Source organism: Dendrosporobacter quercicolus (genome assembly GCF_900104455.1).
GTDB lineage: Bacteria > Bacillota > Negativicutes > DSM-1736 > Dendrosporobacteraceae > Dendrosporobacter > Dendrosporobacter quercicolus.
In genome coordinates, this window is the sequence record NZ_FNHB01000005.1 from 83,206 (window position 1) to 102,984 (window position 19,779).

Annotated in this window: 18 protein-coding genes; 8 read left to right on the forward strand and 10 right to left on the reverse strand. The window is 51.1% G+C overall.

Going from position 1 to position 19,779, the window contains the following annotated elements; translation table 11 throughout:
- The first annotated feature begins 121 nt into the window (after window positions 1-121).
- Complete coding sequence (locus BLR06_RS10955) at window positions 122-682, forward strand: hypothetical protein (protein ID WP_092072864.1); 561 nt, start codon at window positions 122-124, stop codon at window positions 680-682.
- Here BLR06_RS10955 and BLR06_RS10960 read toward each other — a convergent pair.
- The 9 genes from BLR06_RS10960 to BLR06_RS11000 form a co-directional block, all read right to left on the reverse strand.
- Entirely contained in the window at window positions 675-1,049 is a 375-nt protein-coding gene (locus tag BLR06_RS10960; RefSeq protein WP_217636886.1) for a YbaN family protein, read from the reverse strand. The genes BLR06_RS10955 and BLR06_RS10960 overlap by 8 nt on opposite strands.
- A gap of 330 nt (window positions 1,050-1,379) precedes the next feature.
- On the reverse strand, window positions 1,380-2,609 hold the full coding sequence (locus tag BLR06_RS10965) for a nitrogenase component 1 (RefSeq protein WP_092072870.1): 1,230 nt from the start codon (window positions 2,607-2,609) through the stop codon (window positions 1,380-1,382).
- The gene (locus tag BLR06_RS10970) at window positions 2,590-3,927 is read right to left on the reverse strand and encodes a nitrogenase component 1 (RefSeq protein ID WP_340148022.1); all 1,338 of its coding nucleotides are present in this window, start codon (window positions 3,925-3,927) and stop codon (window positions 2,590-2,592) included. The genes BLR06_RS10965 and BLR06_RS10970 overlap by 20 nt, the downstream gene beginning before the upstream one ends.
- Window positions 3,867-4,640: a nucleotide-binding protein gene (locus BLR06_RS10975; protein WP_092072876.1), complete on the reverse strand. Its 774-nt coding sequence runs from the start codon at window positions 4,638-4,640 to the stop codon at window positions 3,867-3,869. Before BLR06_RS10975 ends, BLR06_RS10970 begins: the two co-directional genes overlap by 61 nt.
- Window positions 4,641-4,658: 18 nt before the next feature.
- Window positions 4,659-5,396 carry an ABC transporter ATP-binding protein gene (locus tag BLR06_RS10980; RefSeq protein WP_479690925.1) on the reverse strand — a complete coding sequence of 246 codons (738 nt, stop codon included), beginning with the start codon at window positions 5,394-5,396 and terminating at the stop codon, window positions 4,659-4,661.
- A gap of 71 nt (window positions 5,397-5,467) precedes the next feature.
- On the reverse strand, window positions 5,468-6,508 hold the full coding sequence (locus BLR06_RS10985; protein WP_245698121.1) for a FecCD family ABC transporter permease: 1,041 nt from the start codon (window positions 6,506-6,508) through the stop codon (window positions 5,468-5,470).
- Window positions 6,505-7,617: a FecCD family ABC transporter permease gene (locus BLR06_RS10990; protein WP_245698122.1), complete on the reverse strand. Its 1,113-nt coding sequence runs from the start codon at window positions 7,615-7,617 to the stop codon at window positions 6,505-6,507. The genes BLR06_RS10985 and BLR06_RS10990 overlap by 4 nt, the downstream gene beginning before the upstream one ends.
- Before the next feature lie 19 nt (window positions 7,618-7,636).
- Entirely contained in the window at window positions 7,637-8,611 is a 975-nt protein-coding gene (locus BLR06_RS10995) for an ABC transporter substrate-binding protein (RefSeq protein ID WP_092072882.1), read from the reverse strand.
- Between the two features lie 170 nt (window positions 8,612-8,781).
- On the reverse strand, window positions 8,782-11,046 hold the full coding sequence (locus BLR06_RS11000) for a TonB-dependent receptor (protein ID WP_092072885.1): 2,265 nt from the start codon (window positions 11,044-11,046) through the stop codon (window positions 8,782-8,784).
- 535 nt (window positions 11,047-11,581) lie between these two features.
- On the opposite strand from BLR06_RS11000, the gene BLR06_RS11005 reads away from it, so the two are divergent.
- A complete protein-coding gene (locus tag BLR06_RS11005) occupies window positions 11,582-12,418 on the forward strand; it encodes a helix-turn-helix domain-containing protein (RefSeq protein ID WP_092072888.1) in 837 nt (278 codons plus the stop codon).
- Between the two features lie 201 nt (window positions 12,419-12,619).
- On the opposite strand, the gene BLR06_RS11010 is transcribed toward BLR06_RS11005, so the two are convergent.
- Window positions 12,620-13,204: a helix-turn-helix domain-containing protein gene (locus tag BLR06_RS11010; RefSeq protein WP_092072891.1), complete on the reverse strand. Its 585-nt coding sequence runs from the start codon at window positions 13,202-13,204 to the stop codon at window positions 12,620-12,622.
- 139 nt (window positions 13,205-13,343) lie between these two features.
- Between BLR06_RS11010 and BLR06_RS11015 the strand changes: the two genes are divergently transcribed.
- From BLR06_RS11015 to BLR06_RS11040, 6 genes are all read left to right on the forward strand, one after another.
- Window positions 13,344-13,955: a GyrI-like domain-containing protein gene (locus BLR06_RS11015; RefSeq protein WP_092072894.1), complete on the forward strand. Its 612-nt coding sequence runs from the start codon at window positions 13,344-13,346 to the stop codon at window positions 13,953-13,955.
- Between the two features lie 174 nt (window positions 13,956-14,129).
- Window positions 14,130-14,963 carry a helix-turn-helix domain-containing protein gene (locus BLR06_RS11020; RefSeq protein WP_092072897.1) on the forward strand — a complete coding sequence of 278 codons (834 nt, stop codon included), beginning with the start codon at window positions 14,130-14,132 and terminating at the stop codon, window positions 14,961-14,963.
- A gap of 133 nt (window positions 14,964-15,096) precedes the next feature.
- Window positions 15,097-15,939 carry an arginase family protein gene (locus BLR06_RS11025; protein WP_245698123.1) on the forward strand — a complete coding sequence of 281 codons (843 nt, stop codon included), beginning with the start codon at window positions 15,097-15,099 and terminating at the stop codon, window positions 15,937-15,939.
- Window positions 15,940-16,279: 340 nt separating this feature from the next.
- Window positions 16,280-17,518, forward strand: a complete 1,239-nt coding sequence (locus tag BLR06_RS11030; RefSeq protein WP_092072903.1) for a capsular polysaccharide export protein, LipB/KpsS family — start codon at window positions 16,280-16,282, stop codon at window positions 17,516-17,518.
- A 176-nt stretch (window positions 17,519-17,694) separates the two neighbouring features.
- Entirely contained in the window at window positions 17,695-18,039 is a 345-nt protein-coding gene (locus BLR06_RS11035; RefSeq protein ID WP_304413701.1) for a zinc ribbon domain-containing protein YjdM, read from the forward strand.
- A gap of 297 nt (window positions 18,040-18,336) precedes the next feature.
- A complete protein-coding gene (locus BLR06_RS11040; RefSeq protein WP_173812909.1) occupies window positions 18,337-19,770 on the forward strand; it encodes a nicotinate phosphoribosyltransferase in 1,434 nt (477 codons plus the stop codon).
- Window positions 19,771-19,779: the final 9 nt, after the last annotated feature.

Sequence of the window (19,779 nt, forward strand, 5' to 3'; positions counted from 1 at the left end):
GTCTAAATAAAAATGGAAATTATTAATTAAATTTACAAAATTATACAATAATCTAACAAAATATTTACATATTTTTCTAATAAATATATAATTTAACAAAAATGAAAGGAGAAATAAATAGTTGAAAATAGATGACTATATGCCAAGTTACCAGTTTTCTGAGTTTCATCAATTACATATAGCAGTATCGCCGGAAATCGTGTATCAGATAACGTGCCGGCTGGATTTGCGCCAGTCGTCGTTCATTAAATTATTGTTCTGGCTGCGTGGCTTCTATAGCAGGGCACGACCGGCCGGCAGTTCAGACGGACTGGAGCTGACTTTAAAAGATTTAACGGAAAAGGCTGGTTTCATATTGGTGGATCAAGTTCCTAACCAGGAAATCGTTCTTGGCAGAGTAGGACAATTTTGGAAGCCAAGTGGAGGCATTATTACCATTCCTGCGGATCAGGTTAAAGATTTTCATCAGAATGGCTTTGCCAAAGCAATCTGCAATTTTTATATTCAACCGGGAGAGGAGGGCAACACGGTTTTGTCTACTGAGACCCGGATTCAAACCTATGGCAAGCTGGCTGAGCTATTGTTCAGGCTGTATTGGCTGATGATCAGGCCATTTAGTGGGTTGATCCGGATAGCAATGCTTAAAGAAATCAGCAGGCAGTCAGCGGCTGAAGTTATTTAAACTCCTTCAAGGTGAGAATATGGAACGACACACCGCTGCCTACAGCGAACAGCAAAAGACGGATATAGATGTTTGGCAGTAAATACAGGGAAATAGCGATTGTTCCCCATAGAAAAACCAGAGCCAGCCGTTTGGCCTTCGCTTCGACAGCCCGGTGGGTAAGATAATTATAAATATATTTGCCGAATACTTTATGCTGAATTAACCAGTTATACAGGCGGGTTGAGCTTTGCATAAAGCAATAGGCGGCAAGTAAGAGAAAGGGCGTTGTTGGCAGCAGCGGCAGAAAAATACCGGTCATGCCCAAGGCCAGCGAAAGGCAGCCAACAACCATGAAAATAGTTTTTTTAATGCTTCCAGTCTCCAAAATAACGACCTCACGTAAATTGAATTTTGATGACAGACACCTATCGGCTTCAAGGAAACATTGCCAATCGGTCAGGCGTCCTCCTTTGTCCATTATCTTATAGGATAACCGCAGGTTTGTCCATAAAGTTCTTTATCCCAGGCCATTTGACCGGCTATTGCAGACTGGTACCTTATCAGCTGTTGCATTTGTTGAGCATAAAAAAGATGGTTTTACACCGCGTTAATTGGGTAAAACCATCTTTCTGCTTTATATTGCTGTCAAGCGCTTGTTCCGAAGCTGCAAGGCGCTGCCTGGAAGAGGGGTTAATTCGGTAATTTTGCCCTGTGGTCAATCCTCAATGGCTTCGTTGATCCACAGGTTCGTCAGATGGACAGCGCCGCGGAAACCCATAAAGGGCGGCTCGTAGGGATGCAGGCGCCATTTTGTGTCAGGATTGGAAATTTGCAAATCCGTATTGCGGCCGGCCCATTCCAGCGCCTCGCCGCTGGCCATGAGATAGCCTTTTTTATGATCCTGTACCGCTCGCGTCCATTCGTCTTCGGAAAAATAGGGAATACCCTCACCAGCCATAGCGGGGCAGTCGCACCAGCAGGTTCCTTTAGCAAGGGAAAGCTCGCCGCAGCCAAAAGAAAGAATGCCCTTAACCACATCCGCGTGTCCGCCCAAAGACAGGGCGGCTTCGCCCGGATGCGCTCTGACGATGTGCTGGAGGGAGGGAATGACGGACGCCAGCTGCTGCCGGGAGAGTTTCTGTTGGGCTTTAAGGAACGAGGCGTCGGCAGTCAAGCCGGATAACTCGGCAACTTCCTCAAGCCAGCGCCTGGTGCCGTCAATGCCGTATGGCCGCCCCGAAAGATAAGGGGTTCCGAAGCGCTGCTCTAAGTGTCTGGCAACTGGTTCGCCCTCGCGCCGGATGACAAGATTGATATGAGCGCCGCCCATATGCTCGATTTCCGCAATGGAGGTATCCGAGGTCATCACACACAGCGGCTGTATGCCGAACGTGCCTGTCATTATACGGACCAGCTCGAGCGCGTCGGCCTGAAAGCGGAACAGGTCGGCGCAGGAGCCGATGATATTAAAGGTTGGCTGCGGCGTCCGTTTGACCTCCGCCGGCAGCGTTTGGCCAAGCAGCAGCAGCGCTTCCTGCACACCGCGGTGCTGAGTGACATTAAAACCGCCGTACCCGAACGGCAGCAGGCGAACGCCGGGATATTCGGGCTGCAATTCCGCACAGAGAGCGGGAAGATCTGTCCCGATCACCTCGGGAATCGAAGAGGGCAGGAAAAAAATTACGCGCGGCTGATCGCGTTGGACCACAGTGTCAATGGTATGGCTAAGCCGCTCTGTGCCGCCAAGGGCGATATCCGTTTCGTCTATATGCGTCGAATAGAGCTTGCAGGCATCGTGCACACCAGCCCGCTTGAGCGTTACGCCGCTGTACAGCATGTGCCCCATGCAGCCGAACTCCACAAGGGCGGCGTCCCGGATGGTGGCGAGCGTCCAAAGAATACCCATACGTCCCGAAGGCAGCGGCTTAAATCGGTGCAGACCCATGTGCAGTTCCTCCTTGCCCTGATGTATTGATTTGGTTCCATACGCTTAAGATTCTTTTCAACAGCTGACTGGTCCGCCCATAACCAATTTGTCCGTAAAAATCAAATAGATCCGGTACGCAGGGCATGGTTTTGGCAGGTTCTGGCAAATAACCAAAGCATAAATCCGGCGCCAGCTTTTTCAGAACCGGTAAATCCGCCTGGACATTGACCATCCGGCAAATCCAGGGATTATGGCCCCTGGCGCTAAGCTCCCCGGCATAGGTCTTGTCCTCCGGGTAATATTCCTCTAAATGCAACAGCAGCGGCTCCATGCCAAGCCCGGCAAGATAGACGGCCAGCGGCAGCGGGAGGTCAATTCTGGGACAGAACGCATACCGGAGTCCTTTGAGTCTTTCCACGGCCTGCTTCTGCCAGGCAAGGGCTTCCTGCCGCTCCTGTTCAAATTCCCCGCCCCAGGAAAAGCTGAAGCGTTCCGCGAGGGCGGTGTAAGCCTTGTCGATGCTTTCTACATCATATAGCGGGTGCAGGGCCGTATAGGGTACGCCGAATTCCCGCTCCATTTTGGCTGCGAGCGGCTGCATGAAGGGAGAAACCACCAAATTCAGGGCGGCGTCCGGCGCGCTTTGGAAATCCTCCAGGGCAGCGTCCGGCGCCAGATAGCGCAGAGTAAGGCCGCGCCGCGTGAGCGCAGGCAGCAGGGACGGCAGGGGAATATGTTCTTCCTCCGGGGCGCGGCCCAGTATGTTCACCCGGTTGGACACGGTTTTCTGCCCGTCCATCAGTGCGGCCAGCGCCTCCATTGTTTTCCATGATCCGGGCGGATAACTGATGTTTTTAAATTGGCCCAGCATTACGAAGGTGACGCGCGCGGACAACTCCGGCTGCACTTCCGTGACAATTGCCTGGATGTCCTCCCCAATCAGCTCCGGTATGCAGGTAATGATCATCAGAATAGCCTTTGCCCCGGCCTTGTCCATCTTTTTGAGGGCATCGATCAGTCCGGCCCGGCAGCCGAACACCACCTCCTGCGCGTCCAGCACATACAGCCAGTGCAGCTCGCCATGCCGGCCTTCCGGTTTGGGGTTGAACAGCCGCGAGTGGGTGGTGCACTCCGGCATCCCAACCAGCAGGGAAGACAGATGCCTGATTTTTTCCACATTCACCGACGCGATGCGCATCGGACAATGGTTGCCGGGGGAAACCGCGGGCGTCAGGAACTTTATGCCGTTGTTGGATTTTACCGCCGACAGCCGTTTTAAGTGTTTGAGCTCGTTGATGAAGCTTCGCCTCCTTCCAGCAGCAGTCTGGCCAGCGATTTGTAATGGGCCGCCATAGCGCAGTCCGGGAAAGCCTCCACCACCGTTTTTCCCTGGGCCTCGGCTTGCTGCACAAAAGGATCGCGGGGCAGGCGGTAAATGACCGGCGTTTCAATCTCCGCCGCCGCCTTGTCCACCAGCTCATGCTCGCCCTCAATGTTCTTGGCGTTGAGGATCAGACCGCGCAGCGAGGCGTAGCCGCGCTTGCCGAAGCTTTTGACCGCGTGGGCGATATTCGCCGCGGCATAGAGCGCCATCATCTCACCGGAGGTGACAATGCAGATATCGTCGGCATAGCCGCCCCGGATAGGCATGGCGAAGCCGCCGCAGACCACGTCGCCCAGCACATCGTAAAGCACCACGTCCGGCTTGTAAATTTCGTAGGCGTCCAGCTCCGCCAGTTTTTCGAAGGCCGTGATGATGCCGCGCCCGGCACAGCCCACGCCGGGAACCGGGCCGCCCGATTCCACACACAGCACGCCGGTGCTGCTTTTTACAACGAGGTCGTCCAGCTCCGCGTCGCCTTTTTTTCGCAGGGTGTCCAGCACTGTGGGAATGTTTTTTCCGCCGGTCAGAGTACGGCTGGAATCGGCCTTGGGATCACAGCCGATTTGCAGCACAGTCAGCCCCAGAGCTGCCATGGCCGCCGATACGTTGGAAACGGTGGTCGATTTACCGATACCGCCCTTGCCGTAAATTGCAATTTTTTTCATTTGGCGCCTTCTTTCATGTCATTCTGCTTTAATGAGGTCATAGGAAATGCAGGTGGGCCTGCCTGTACGGGGATCGGTAATGATCGAGGCATCGATGCGGAACGTCTCCCGCAGCACTCCGGCGGTCATTACTTCCCTGGGCGAACCGTGGCGGATAATGGTCCCGCGGCGGATGGCCACCATGTAGTCGGCGAAGCGGGCGGCCAGGTTTAAGTCGTGGAGCACCATTACAATGGTGCAGCCCTGCTCCCGGTTCAATTGGTAGAGCAGTTCCAGCAGCTCTAACTGATAGGACAAATCAAGATAGGTAGTCGGCTCGTCCAGCAGAATCAAATCGGTTTGCTGGGCAAGCGCCATGGCGATCCAGACCCGCTGGCGCTGCCCGCCGGAAAGATTGTCCACCGCTGTGATTTCCAGCTCCGTGAGTTTGGTGGCTGCCAGCGCCCAGTCGATGATGTTTTTGTCTTCTGGTTTTAATTTGCCCAAACCCCGTTGATAAGGAAAGCGGCCGTAGGCCACCAGCTCGCCTACCGTCAAACCGGCCGGGGCCAGGGGAGATTGCGGCAGAATTGCCATTTTTTTGGCTATTTCCCTGGTCGATAACTGGCGGATATCGTTTCCATTCAGGTATACCACGCCGTTTTTCGGTTTCAGGATGCGCCCCAGGGTCTTTAACAGCGTGGACTTGCCGCAGCCGTTTGGACCGATGATGGCCGTAATTTCCCCCCGGGGGATTTGCGTATTCAAATTGTCCACTACCAGGTTATTCTCGTAGGCGACGGACAAATTTTCTGTTGCAATGCTGTTCAGCTTGGATCATCCTTTCGTCAGCGGCTTTTCATTAAAAGATAGAGGAAATACGGCGCGCCGATAATCGCTACCATGATGCCGGCGGGAATTTCCGACGGCTGCAGAATAACCCGGGCCACGGTATCTGCCGCCGAAACCAATACCGCCCCTGTCAGTGCACAGGCGGGCAGCAAAATCCGATGGCCCGGTCCCACCAAACGCCGTGCCAGATGGGGCGCAATCAGCCCCACAAAGCTGATGCCGCCGCTGACAGCCACGCAGGAGGCGGCCAGTGCGACCGCAGCGGCCAGCAACCTGCGGCGTTCCCGCTCCACTGAAGCGCCCAGGCTGTGGGCCAGCTCGTCCCCCAGATTCAGTACATCCAGCACCCGGGACTTGAACAGCACATAGGGAATCAGGAGCAGCAGCCAAGGCAGCAGGGCCAGCACGAATTTCCAGTTGCTGGCCCAGATGCTGCCTGCCTGCCAGGTCGCAACAAAGTCAAACTGGGTATCAGCCAGCTTGACCACCAGCACGGTGGTCAGGGAGGATATGCCGGCCTGCACTGCCACTCCGGTTAGAATCAGCCGTAGGGGCGCGATGCCTTCTTCTTTCTTGAAAGCCAGCCCATAGATGATCACCGCCGTTACGCCCGCGCCAAACAGCGCCAGAAACGGCAGCGTGAATACCGAGAGAAAGGACTGCGTTCCGAAGAACAGCACATACAGAATGACCATCAGTCCCGCGCCTGCGTTTATGCCGAGCAGGCCGGGGTCGGCCAGCGCATTTTTGGCGACGCCCTGGATGATACAGCCGGACAGCGCCAGTCCGGCTCCGACCAGGATGGAAATCATAATGCGGGGCAGCCGGAAATCAAACAAAATTAGGTTTTCCCTGGCCGTACCGCCGCCCAAGAGGGTGCGCAGCGTATCCGGCGGCGATAGTTTCGTGTAGCCGGTGTTCATGCTGATGATAAAGGAAAGCATGAGCAGCGCCAGGCAGGCGGTGACAATGGCTGACCGGCGCAAAGCAATTTTTCTTTTATAGGTCTCGATTGTCTGCCGTTGATTTGTCATCATAGCCCCATCCTTTGCTTGCGGGCCAGATATAAAAAGAAAGGAACGCCGACAAGTCCGATCAGTGCGCCAATGGGGGCTTCAAAGGGCGGATTGAGCGTCCGCGCGCCTAAATCAGCCAGCACCAGGAGCAGTGCGCCCAACACCGCCGAGGACGGGATAACCCAGCGGTAATCCACACCGACAAAATATCGCGCCAGGTGAGGAATGATCAGGCCCACAAAGCCCACAGCGCCCACAACGGAGACCGCAGCGCCCGCCAGTATCAGCACGATCAGGAAGCACAGCACATTGGCCACTGCCGTATTCAGCCCCAAGCCCTTGGCGACATCCTGGCCAAGACTCATCAGGGATATGGAGCGGGCCAGGGCGATGGCGCCCAGGAGAGCGCCCAGTATCCACGGGGTCATAATTCTGATTTGCTCCCAGTTGGAACCGGCCACGCCGCCGGCTGTCCAGAACATCATATTCTGCGCGACGCCGAAGTACAGGGCAATGCCCTGGCTAAGCGCCGCCAGCAGCGCACTGACCGCGGCGCCCGCTAATACCAGGCGCATGGGGGTAGCGCCGCCGCGGCGCAGGGAAGCGATGCCGCCGACCAGCGCCGCGCCCACCGCCGCCCCCAAGAAGGAGAAAAAAATAATCTGCATATAGCCCAGGCGCGGAAAAAAGGCAAAGCAGACGGACAAGGCAAAACCCGCGCCGGCGTTCAGGCCCAGCAGACCCGAGTCCGCCAGGGGATTCCGGGTCGCGCCCTGCATGACGGCTCCCGCTACGGCCAGGGCAGCGCCAACCAGGGCGCTGGCAATCACGCGGGGCAGGCGCAGGTCAACAACAATTAAATGCTGGGTGTTCTTTGCGTCAAAGCGAAACAGGGCGTCCCATATTGAAGAGAGCGGAATTTCCGCCGCGCCCCTGGTAATGGAAACGGCCATGAGCAGGGCCAGCAGCCCCGGCCCTGCTCCCATAATGAACCATGCTGTCCAGGCGTGGCCTTTTATTTGAACCGGCTGGGCCGGTTTGTTTGTCTGATGCATTCCGGTGGTTGTCTCCCTTCCGTTCATCGCGGCCTGTACCTGACTTTCCTCAATGGTAAAGCGTATTGGCGGCAAAAACGGGCCCAGCCCGTTTTCATGATTGCTCTGAGAATACCCGCAACAGTTCCCCGGCCGTAACCCGCAGGGCAAGAGGCCCAAATGTATTGAGAGAATCGTCAAAAAAGAGAACCTGACCACTGTTTACTGCAGTTAATGACTGCCATACGGAGGAAGATTCCTGCGCTTTGACAAATGTTTGCGCAGCTTGGGTGGAATCCTGAAAAATAATATAATCCGGATTCATCTCGGCGACTGCCTCCAGAGATAAGGTTTGATAATCATCCGGATAGCCCGGGGGTTTGGCAATTCCGAAAGTTTCGTAATACTCCTGAGTGCCGCGTGAGATAAATGATTTTCCGTCGGTGCGGAACAGGGCAATGGTTTTGTCGTTATGCTTACGCAATTTATCCTTAGCAGAAGCAATGATTATCTCAGTTTCTTTAATGAAATCCCGGGCAAGGGCTTCTTTCCCGACAATTTCGGCGCAGGCTAAGGTCTGATCCTGCCAGGCCGCGTTAAAATCGATTTGAATAACAGGTGCAATCTGTATGAGCTGGTCGTATATTTGAGCTAAATGACCTTGTCCTTTAAAGGTAACAATGACATCCGGGTTTGCCGCCAAAACGGCCTCTAAATTCAAATCGCGGGCACTGCCTAAGTCTATAATGTCGGCTGTTCCCGCATAGGGTTTAAGCGTTTGCCATTCCGTCAGCGCCGTCATTGCATTTCCTTTTGAAGCGCCCATCGACGCAACGGGCGGCGTTTCCAGCGCAAAGAAGTATTCCAAATACAAGGAGTGAAGAATAGCTATTCTTTGCGGCTGCTTTTGTAAAACAACTTTATTTCCCGCCGCGTCCGTAAGCGTTCTCGGCCAGGCGGCCTGCTGCGCGTTAGCAGCGCTTGTTGTTCCCGGCGCGTTTGGCTTATGATCGGCAGGAGCTTTGGCGCAGCCGGCCAAGAGAGCTGTCAACAGTGCGAGGGAGAGGAACAGCCCCAACAGTCTTTTCATGCGGTTACCTCCTATAACGTTGTGTTTGCGATGTTCATCCGGCAAGCGTTGCTAGCGAAAACAGCATTATAGGCTGGAAATGGGTCCAGCCTATAATGCGGGGGACTAAATTCCTGAAATTTCCCGCAGCCAGCCCGGAAAGATGACGAGCTGGTCCTGCCTGCTGCTGTTTAAAACTGCATGGTCGCCGACAGCTTAACGGTGCGGGGGCCGCCTAACGTGGCGAAGCCTTCCATACTGAAAGCACCCGCCCAGTATTTTTTGTCCAAGAGGTTTTCCACACTGAGCCGGTAGGTGACCGGGGTGTTATTGATCTCGGTTTTATAGCGCGCGCCGAGGTCATAGCGTACCCAGCTTGGAAGTTTGATGGTATTGGCATTGTTGATATACTGGGAATCGGTGTACACCGCCCGCAGCGACAGTGTCAGATCCTTGTTCCAGGGGGTGTCCCACTCGACGCCGGCGTTCATCGTCCATTTGGGTACGCCAAAGGGGGTATTGCCTTTTGTTGCAGCTGAGGCTGCTTTAGTTATTTCACCCCGCAGATAGGTAATACCTCCCAGAATGCGTACATTTTCGGCAATTTGGCCAAAAGTGCTCCATTCCACGCCGCGGCTTTCCTGTTCGCCGTCATAGGTCTGGGTTTTTTCATCCAGACTGTTTGTAACAACCATTGTATTGGGCTTGTTAATTTGAAACAACGCCAGTGTATTGGCAAAATTGCCTCTGTCCCATTTGACGCCGATTTCTGTTTGTTTGCTGGTATACGGCGCCATTAACTGACCGGCGTTCGTATAGCCTGAGGTGCTTAAGACCTGGTCGCCGGGGGAAAGTGCTTTAATGTAGTTGCCGTAAAGCGCAACCGAGTCGCCCCAGGGTTTGGCGACAAAGCCGACCACCGGCAGCGTTTTATCGTCGTCATGCTTTGCGGTCCGAGCGCCGGTGGCGGCGATGAAATTTTCCGTTTTCACGCTTTGCCGGCGCAGGCCTAAGGTGAGCTGCACTTTTTCCTCATTGAAGGAAAGGGTGTCGGCCAGAAGAAAACTGGACAGCTTGCTGGTCGTCGTCTTCCCGCCTTTGCCTGTCCAGGAGACACTGTCAAATAAATCGGCGAAGGAATAAGAGTCATCATAAATACTGATGGGGAAACCACTCATATAAGGAGTAGGGACATAACGATTGAAGGTGCTGGAATACTCATTATCGAGAAAGCTGGAGCTTAAGACCAACTGATGTTTAACCGAACCGGTCTGGTAAGCGCCGCGCAGCCCCAGCTCGGCTGAAGTGGCGTCGTTCCAGAAGTTTTGTTTGAACAGATTGCGGGGATAGGCCGTTCCGTCAGCCTGGACAAGTAAAATATGATTGCCGTTGATGAAGCCGGTGGCCCTGGAGGCGGCTTGGCCGAAGCCGAAGTAGGTGGTTAGGTTGTCCTGCAGGTCATATTCGCCTTTAAACAGAATCCCGTTGTTCCGGGCCGCGCCCGAGGTGCCTTTAAACAGATTGGTCGAACCGTGCGGCGCTTTAATATGATTGCTTTGCAGCTGATACATGGAGATGAGGCCGTTTTCATAATAGTCCTGGGAGCCGTAAGCATCCAGCGACAGCCGCCAGCGGTCGCTGCGGTAGTCCACACCCAGGGCGCCCAGCAGCCGTTCCTTCGACTGCCCGTCGGTTTCGGTGTCGCCATCTGCATACAGGCCGTTAAAGCGTACGCCCCATTCTTTGTTTTTGCCGAAGCGCCGGCCAATGTCGAGATGTCCTCCCAAGTGAGACGAAGAGGTATAACTGGCGGTAAAGTTCGTGAGGTCTTCCTCGTCGGCGCGTTTGGGCGCCAGGTTGATCGCGCCGCCCACCGAGGCATTCACGCCGCCGTAGAGCAGGGAACCGGGCCCCTTGAGCACGTCCACCCGTTCGAGAAATTCAACGGGAACACGGTAGTATGGCGCCAACCCTGACATGCCGTTGAAATAAAGATGTTCCATAGCGACGTCCAGGCCGCGGATTTTGTAATATTCGGCGGCCTGCCCGGTGGGGGTGGTAAAGCGGACGGAGGGATCGTTGATGAGTACGTCGTACAGGGTATTGGCCTGCTGGTCTTCGATGATCCGGGCGGTGTAGCTGGCGACGTTAAAGGGTGTGTCCATAAAATCCCTGTTGCCGAGGACGCCGAGATTAGCGCCGCGGGCCACCTGCCCGCCGGCGTAGGCCGGTGACAGTGTTTGGCGGCTGGCGGTTACCTCAACCCCTTCCAGGGTAAATACACGCTGTCGGTCAGTTAACGCAGCGGAAGCGTCCGCTTGGGCAGCGGTCTGGCCCGTTGCGGCTGTTTCCGCCATATCTTCGGCAGAGACAAGGGCCGGCATGTGCCAGAACAGGCTGCTGCCGACCAGGGCGTAAAGCAGGCGCTTTCTGGCCGGGGACAATTTTTTCTTCATTCTGTCAACTCCTTTACTGGTGAAAAACACTGTCTGCATAGCTGCCACAGGGCCGTCAGGTTTTTTGAACCGCCAGCTCCTATGCCAATGAGTATCACTATCAAAAAAATTAGTACTTATAGAATACCAAGTAAAAAAGTTGGCGTAAATGGAGAAAGTTCTAAGTGAAAAGTTAAAGTAAATGGGGTAAAATCCAAATAAACAGCTGTGTAAATAAGATCTTGCCCGGCAAAATACGTTAAATAAATGGAGGAAGTTCCAAAACAGTCCGGATTTGACCAAGGGATGGGCGGAGTGGGATGGTTTCCGAAAGGTTCAAAGGCCCGGAACCGCTTTCGCAGGGTTGACAGCCGGTGTTAAAATTACTATAGTTATAATGAATGATAACTAATATCATTCATTACCTGTTAAGAAACTGATATTTAAAGCATTATTTAAACGGCTATCAACACCAATCTTAAGCGCATCATGCCGGGAGGCTCTCAGCAAGCCTGGCCTTATTGCGCAGCGCCAAGGTGAGCGGGGAGGGCTGAAAATGCATGTGGATATTAACCAACTGGCGGGAAACTTTTCCCGAATCAAATTTGAAATCGTTGATGTGGTCAAAGTGAAAGTGCCGCCGGGCAAAAAATGTTTAGGCGTTTTCACTCCACCGGTCTCGGGGTTGATTTTTCCTCTCGCGGGGCAGGCGAGAATGTTTTTTGACGGTGTGCCTTATGAGATGGAGCCGGGAAAGATTTTCCACGGCGCGCCAAATAGCGCTCTGGATAAGGAGGTTGTGGGAAACAGCGGATGGAATTATATGGTAATTCATTACCGGGTTGACGACAGCGCCAAAGCTGAGTTTCCCCAGGCCTTTTCCCACTACCGGATTGATTCGGGTTACAGCCCGCGCATCAATGATCTGCTGCAGCGGCTGTACAACGTCTGCATAACACCGGGCAACCTGCCGGCGCTGCAGGCCCAATCGCTGTTTTTCAGCATTTTGGATGAAAGCCTGACCTGCGCCGGCAGCCGCAGCCGTCAAAGCGAGCGGACCAGGGAACTGGTGGAGCAGGCTGTAGAATACATGAAGAGTCATTACATGGAACCGCTTACGGTGGGCAAACTGGCCGGGCAGTATGGCTTAACCAGGAAACAGTTCGCCTATCTGTTTCAAAAACATACCGGCATGGCGCCGCTGGAATATCTGATTGAGCACCGGGTGCGGCGCGCCCGTGAACTGTTATGCACCACAGCCTGTTCCATTGCGGAGGTTTCGGCTGGCGTAGGGTACACCGATCCTTATTATTTCAGCAAGCTGTTTAAGCAGCGTACAGGCTTCTGTCCCACCAAACTGCGCGGCTATTTCGGTTTGCGCAGTGCACTGTGAAACAGGGAACTCCTGCCAAATGAGAAAAATTTGGCAGGAGTTTTTGATATGAAAGGGTAATTGTTTTAGCATAGAAGAGATGGTGAGCTGGAGGCTTCATCTGGCTATAACGGCCACGCCCGGGGCTGGGCGGGTTAGTTAAGCTGTGGGCTGAAGCTGCCTGCGGAGCTATGGCAATTATCCGGGCCGGTTTTACGGCACTCAAAGCAATTGATAAAACAAACCATGCGTTGAACAATGAAAATATAATTTGCCATGCCCTAGCTTATGAAAGCGGAATTGCATATTCCATTCGGGATATTGTTTTACAATATAAGCTCGATCTCCCGTGACATAAGCAACGAAGGATAGATAATGCTCTTTTTTCATTTCATGGGATGAGGAAACAAACAGTTCATCTTCTACCGGCTCTATGTTCAGTAAATGCTCGCCGCTTGCTTTTGCCGCCGCTAATGCCTCCAATCGCTTTGAGCAGCATGAGAGATTGGCATCTCCGGTTGCTGTCAGGAGATTATTGCAATGAGGGCAGACATAGAATTTAAGTTTTTTCATATTTCCCCCAATCGTCTCATTTAACTTGATTTCGCCTGCGAGGATTTCTTCAATATTGACGCCAAATATTTCCGATAGTTCAGGAAGCAATGACACATCAGGGCAGCCCAGGCCACGCTCCCATTTGCTTATGGCTTTGTCGCTGATGTTCATCAAATCGGCGACTTGCTTTTGCGTCATATGTTTTTCTTGGCGCAAATGACAGATGAGTTTGCCAATTTTTTCGCAATCCACTCGCATCACCTCCGGATTTTAGTTTAAAGTATAGTTTGAAGCAAATCAATAAACGAACCGTAGAGTCCATTGTGAAACGAAACAGGGAAACGGCATTAAGCAGGAAAGTCATGTCAAATCTTGGAAAGGGCGGAGATTTATGGGTAGCAGGATTGATTACAAAAGAGAACTGAAAGCGTTATACACGGCATCGGCCAAAGCGTGTTCGATAACGGCTGTTCCAGCCATGAATTTTCTGATGCTTGACGGAAAGGGAAATCCGAATGGCTCAATTGAATTTCAAAACGCGGTGGAAGCGCTGTTTAGTGTTGCCTACGCGCTAAAATTTATGATGAAAAAATCTGCTGATATTGACTATGGGGTTATGCCTTTGGAAGGGCTTTGGTGGTGTGACGATATGGCGGCTTTCACCACGGCAAGCAAGGAAAGCTGGCAGTGGACGCTAATGATCATGCAGCCGCCTTGCATAACCGCTGAAATTTTTTCCGGGGCGGTTGAAGAAGTGAGCCGGAAAAAAGCTTTGGCTGCTGCGGAGCAATTGGTCTTTGGCGCATATGAAGAAGGCAAAACCGTTCAGATCCTGCATATCGGCCCCTTTTCCGAGGAAGGGCCGACCGTTGCGAAGCTGCATCAATTTATTTCGGAGCATCAATATCAAATGAACGGCAAGCACCATGAAATTTACCTCAGTGATACCAGGCGAGGCCAGCCGGAAAACTGGAAAACAATCATAAGGCAGCCCGTCCGCTGACTTTCATTGGTAACGGGACAGGCCCTGACGATGAAAGTACAGCGGAACTGACTGAAAATCAACCGCCGGTTGACTCACTGCAAAGTATTGCAACTATGGTTCGCTGGACTTAAAGAACCGGTTATTCTACAATGAGAGTGTCAGTACTGAACATTTCAAAAAGGAAGAGAAAGCATGTCTGATCATTATGAAGTCGGCCGGCGGATTGCCTTGCTGCGTAAAGAAAAATGTTATACGCAGGAAAAAATCAGCGCCCTGCTCAATGTCACGCCGCAGGCTGTTTCCAAGTGGGAACAAGGCAATGCTCTGCCGGATACCCTGTTGCTGCCTTTATTGGCGAAGCTGCTTGACACATCTATTGATTATTTGCTGACAGGAGACAGCTTTGCGGGCAAGACAGGCCCGTATGACGGAGAATATCAAAAAGAAGGCTATTATTGGGGCATGGAGCCTTCGCAGCTGGCCTTGCAAATTCTTGAACACCTGCAGAATGAGGCGGCTGGCAGGCGCTTGTTAGACCTTGGCAGCGGCGAGGGGCGGGATGCGGTTTTTTTCGCCAAACACGGGTTTCAGGTGGATGCGCTGGAAGTTTCAGCTCCCGGTGCGGAAAAAATCAGGCGGTATAGTCAGTTATCCAATTATACAGTCAACGTTATTCAGGCGGATATGATCGGCTATCAACTCTCCGGGGCTTATGATGTTATCTACTCTCATGGATCGCTTCAATTTTTACCATTGACGCAACGACAAAAGCATTTTGACCAATACAAACAACGGACAAGGGGCGGCGGACTGAACGCCCATCTCATTTTTGTTGAAAAGCCGTTCGTTACGCCGGCGCCGGATTGGGAGAGAAACGAATTTTTTTATCAGTCCGGCGAGCTGTCCAGGTATTATCATGACTGGGAAATTTTGCAGTGCGGGGAGAAAATCATTGACTGCAATTCGGCGGGAATAGCTCATCGCCATGCGGTCAATTGCATCATTGCCAGGAAGGCGGACGTTTAAAAAATTATATCCATAGCAGCGAAAACATAGAGAAACTCCTGCCGCATCCCGTTGGCTGAGGCAGGAGTTTCTCTGTTCCTTCTAAAATAATTGTAATAATTTCTGTATTTTCATGACGAAAGGAAGCAGGTTGATGAAAAAGCACTTGAATATTTTCTTTCCCCAATGGCAAGGCGGGGGACAGGGTAAATCAACATACGAGGGCGCTGTTGCAATAAAAAAACAATATCTGGGCCGAAAAGCATTTCGTGATATTGAAGTAAGCCTGGACGATTGCAGTATCGAAAATAATATTTTTGGCTATAAGCCGATTGTCAGGCAGCTGGAGCGCTGCAGGAATTTGGTCATGCAGGAACAGCCGGCAACTATTTTTACGATTGGCGGGGGCTGTGATATTGATATTGTCCCGGTATCTTATTTGAACAGCAGACTAAAGGGTGATATCACTGTTCTCTGGCTGGATGCACATGGAGATCTTAATACCCCGGAATCCTCAAAAACGAAAGCTTTTCATGGAATGCCATTGAGAGCGCTTCTGGGAGAGGGGGATGCACGAGTTTTAAGTCAGGCATTTTCTGTGCTGCTGCCTTCACAAGTTATCCTATTGGGCGATAGAGATCTTGAAGAGGCGGAATTGCATTATATTGAAGAACATCATATTAAGCGCTTAAAAGTATCTGACATTGAGTCCGATATCAATCGTGTAGTAGAAGCAATCAAATCAAAAGGCTCGGCCAATATTTATCTTCATATTGACTTGGATGTTCTCGATCCCCGGGAGTTTCCTTTTGTACAGGTGCCTGTCCCGGATGGCTTAAAAGCGGCAACCCTCGCCCGCCTCTTAACCGTGTTGCGGCAGCAATTTCATGTCTTGGGGTTATCGCTTGTTGAATACCAGCCTGCTGACAAACAGCAAAGCGAAATATTGAAAAATATTGTCGACATGGGCAGCGCTCTTTCCGCGGTGACCAAGTAGTTTGATTAGCTTCGGTCCGGAGTAAAGCGGAAAACCGGCAATCCAGGCAGGGACCGATGCGTTTTTACAAATAACTGCAGTGAGGTTTTTGCGCCAGCCTGAAAAAAACAATTGCCGGCAGGGACGGTATGCATAAATACACGGTGAAGAGTTATCCTAAGAAAGTAGTTTAGTCCAACAATGTTTGCAACTAACCTTTGCTCATCTGTTCAAGAAGATTCTGTTATTAAGCTTTGACGCCTGCGTTCACAGCCGCCTTCAAGTTGGAATTTTTGAAGTGTATTGCGAGGATAAATACGATGAATAGGCAGTTCTATTAAACAATGCAGGAGATGACGGCTTGAAAACGCAAGATAAACCATCGATCCTGTTTGTATCTCTGAATCGCCATCAAAGGCAGTATTTCCGCCAGTTAGGCTCAGCTCTAAGCCCTTTGTACGATATTCACTATAGCCACTATAGCTTGTCAGATTTTCTTGGTGCGCTGATAAAGCCGGAGCTGCCGGAGTCTGTCGCTTTTACTAAGGAAGAATTAGCGGAAATCATCCGTTTTTTACTGTTAAAGGGAAAGTCCCGCAGATTTACCGGCTTTCGCGGCTGGATGCATTCGCAAACAGTTCTGGAAAGCAGGGCCTATTTTGCGACCCTGCATTTTTATCAATATATGCGCCGCGTTTCCACAGACCTTGTAGCTGTGTGGAATGGCATCAATCTTCCTTTGGCGGCCGCTGCAAGAGTGGCGGGAAAACTCGGTAAGAAAACGGTGTTTTTTGAAAATGGCTATCTCCAAAATACAACTACGCTGGATCCCCTGGGCGTCAATTATCGTAATAGCTTAGTAAACAAACCGCGCTCTTTTTATGATGCCGTAGTTCCGCAGGAACAGCTTCTTGCCGCGTTATATAGTGCGGCGGTGACAGTTCGGGAAATAAGGAGCAAATGGTACCAAAGCTTGACAAGAAAGCAAACCAGCAGCCAGGCGGAGGATGTTATCCTGCCGGATAAATTTATTTTTCTGCCGTTTCAGGTGCACGATGATACGCAGGTGCTGTTGTATTCCCCGCAGCTCAAGTCAATGGATCAATTCGTGGATTGTGCAGTGAACGCTGTAAAACGGTATAATCTAAGGCATGGCGAAAATCTTTGGATTGTTGCCAAAGAGCATCCTTCCGATTTTGGCCGGGTAGATTATTCTTCGTTGAAGGCGAAGTACCAACAGGATAATATTTTGTTTCTGCGCTATTATCCGACGCCTGAGTTAATTGTCCGGGCATCCGGGGTTATTACCTTAAATTCTACCGTAGGTATTGAGGCTTTAGTCCGTCATAAGCCTGTTATCACGCTGGGGAGCTCATTCTATAACGTGGCCGGGCTGGTCTGCCATGTTGCACAGGCAGACCAGCTAGCCGAATATATTCCGTTTATCAATGCAGCGCCTGATCATCTGTTAATTGACAAGTTCTTGTATTATTTACGCTACTCTTATTTGGCGGAAGGCTCATGGCGTCAGCCGGATGAGCAGCATTTTGCCAGCATTGAAGGAAAGATTTCGGAAATTTTGCAGCAACCCTTTGTTTAACTTCCGCCAGGTCGGACTGGGCAGGAGTTTTCTTGGGAATCACCGCATTATGTGACGGACAAGAAGCCGGAAACCTAAACAGGTACCCGTCTCCTTATTTGGTTGCGTTGCGGCTGGTTGTCAAGGGGGTGCAAACTATGATATTATAGTACAACTAATGATGAATGGAGATATCAATGATGCCTGAACTGCCCAATTGCCCAAAATGTAATTCGGAATACACATATGAGGATAGAAGTCTGTTTGTCTGCCCGGAATGCGCTCATGAGTGGACTGTGGAGTCAGCGCCCGAAGCCGGTGAAGGAAAAAAGCTATTCAAAGACGCCAATGGAAATATCTTAAACGACGGCGACTCGGTCACCGTAATCAAAGACCTAAAAGTAAAAGGGAGTTCGGCTGTTGTTAAAATAGGTACAAAGGTAAAAAATATACGGTTGATTGAGGGAGATCATGATATTGACTGCCAGATTGACGGTTTTGGCGCTATGAAGCTGAAATCTGCATTTGTTAAAAAAATATAGCAGCAACAGATCAACACAGTACAAGGGACAAAAAACGCCTGAGTCCCCGGAGGTCAGAGGTGAAAGCGAACAGCTGCCGGTTTTGGCGGCTGTTTTTTTATGCAAGCCGGATTTTCTAAGGTGCTCCCAAAAGATATGCTTGACAAAATGATTAGATATTAATAGGATGATATTAACAAAATGATAATATCAGAAAAATTAGTTTTGGATTTATTTACGTTTAACTCTCAATGAACTGTCAATTGATGAAAATGGGGTAGCTGATAATCGCTCGAGGGGGCAACAAATGTGAAAAGAATGAACTTAACGATGCTGACGGATTTTTATGAGATCACTATGGCAAATGGGTATTTCCAGAATGGTTTGAAAGACAAAATTGCTTATTTTGACATGTTTTTCCGGAAGGTTCCGGATGACGGCGGTTTTGCCATTATGGCCGGACTGGAGCAGGTAATCCAGTATTTAAAAAACCTGCACTTCGATGATGCGGATATCGAATATTTGAGGGGCAAAGGTCTGTTTAATGAAGAATTTTTACAATATATTAAAGAGTTCAAGTTTAGCTGTGACGTTTGGTCAGTGCTTGAAGGAACTCCGGTTTTTCCCAATGAGCCGATCGTAACGGTCAGAGGGCCGGTGATTGAAGCGCAGCTGGTTGAAACGATGATCTTATTGACCATAAATCACCAGAGCTTAATTGCGACTAAGGCCAACCGGATTGTACGCGCTGCCCAGGGGCGCGGCGTTCTTGAGTTTGGCTCAAGACGGGCGCATGGGTATGACGGCGCTATTTTCGGAGCGCGCGCCGCGTATATTGGCGGCTGTGCCGGATCGGCCTGCACCATTGCCGAACAGGATTTTAATATTCCGGCCGCGGGCACAATGGCCCACAGCTGGGTTCAGATGTTTCCCAAGGAAATCGACGCTTTTCGTGCGTATGCCCGGATTTATCCGGATAACTGTCTGGTGCTGGTGGATACCTATAATGTGCTGAAATCCGGTGTGCCAAACGCAATCAAGGTGTTTAATGAAGAAGTGGTATCCAGGGGCTTTCGTCCCAAGGGTATACGCATAGACAGCGGAGATATCACCTATTTGTCGCAAAAGAGCCGCAAGATGCTGGATGACGCGGGATTTCCCGATTGCAAAATAGTCGCTTCCAATTCGCTGGATGAATACATCATCCGGGACATTCTTGTCCAGGGGGCGGAGGTAGACTTGTTCGGCGTGGGGGAACGCTTGATCACCTCCAAATCCGAGCCTGTTTTCGGCGGGGTTTATAAGCTTGTTGCCGTCGAAGAAGAGGGGGAAATTGTCCCTAAAATTAAGATTAGCGAAAATGTGGAAAAAATAACCAATCCGGGCTATAAGCAAGTATGGCGGTTGTTTGAGCGGACAAGCGGTAAAGCGATTGCCGATGTTCTTACTTTGCCGGATGAAAGCATTGACGATACCAGGCCTTATCTAATCTTTGACTCGGAACACACCTGGAAGCGATTGACGGTTACTGATTTTCGGGCAAAACGGCTGATGACCCAGATTTTTGATCATGGTGTCTGCGTGTATGAAAGCCCGGATTTACAGGCCATTAAGGATTACTGCCGGGAGCAGGTCGATACCTTGTGGGACGAGGTGTTAAGATTTGAAAATCCTCACAATTATTATGTGGATTTGTCCAAAGATTTATGGGATGTCCGGGAAAAGCTGCTGATTGAGTTTTCAGGTAAATAAAGTTGCGGG

Coding starts and splice junctions, on each gene's coding strand:
- BLR06_RS10965 (WP_092072870.1), bottom strand. CDS start 2,609: ATGGGTCTGCACCGATTTAAGCCGCTGCCTTCGGGACGTATGGGTATT.
- BLR06_RS10975 (WP_092072876.1), bottom strand. CDS start 4,640: ATGAAAAAAATTGCAATTTACGGCAAGGGCGGTATCGGTAAATCGACC.
- BLR06_RS10985 (WP_245698121.1), bottom strand. CDS start 6,508: ATGATGACAAATCAACGGCAGACAATCGAGACCTATAAAAGAAAAATT.
- BLR06_RS10995 (WP_092072882.1), bottom strand. CDS start 8,611: ATGAAAAGACTGTTGGGGCTGTTCCTCTCCCTCGCACTGTTGACAGCT.
- BLR06_RS11000 (WP_092072885.1), bottom strand. CDS start 11,046: ATGAAGAAAAAATTGTCCCCGGCCAGAAAGCGCCTGCTTTACGCCCTG.
- BLR06_RS11005 (WP_092072888.1), top strand. CDS start 11,582: ATGCATGTGGATATTAACCAACTGGCGGGAAACTTTTCCCGAATCAAA.
- BLR06_RS11015 (WP_092072894.1), top strand. CDS start 13,344: ATGGGTAGCAGGATTGATTACAAAAGAGAACTGAAAGCGTTATACACG.
- BLR06_RS11020 (WP_092072897.1), top strand. CDS start 14,130: ATGTCTGATCATTATGAAGTCGGCCGGCGGATTGCCTTGCTGCGTAAA.
- BLR06_RS11025 (WP_245698123.1), top strand. CDS start 15,097: ATGAAAAAGCACTTGAATATTTTCTTTCCCCAATGGCAAGGCGGGGGA.
- BLR06_RS11035 (WP_304413701.1), top strand. CDS start 17,695: ATGATGCCTGAACTGCCCAATTGCCCAAAATGTAATTCGGAATACACA.
- BLR06_RS11040 (WP_173812909.1), top strand. CDS start 18,337: ATGAACTTAACGATGCTGACGGATTTTTATGAGATCACTATGGCAAAT.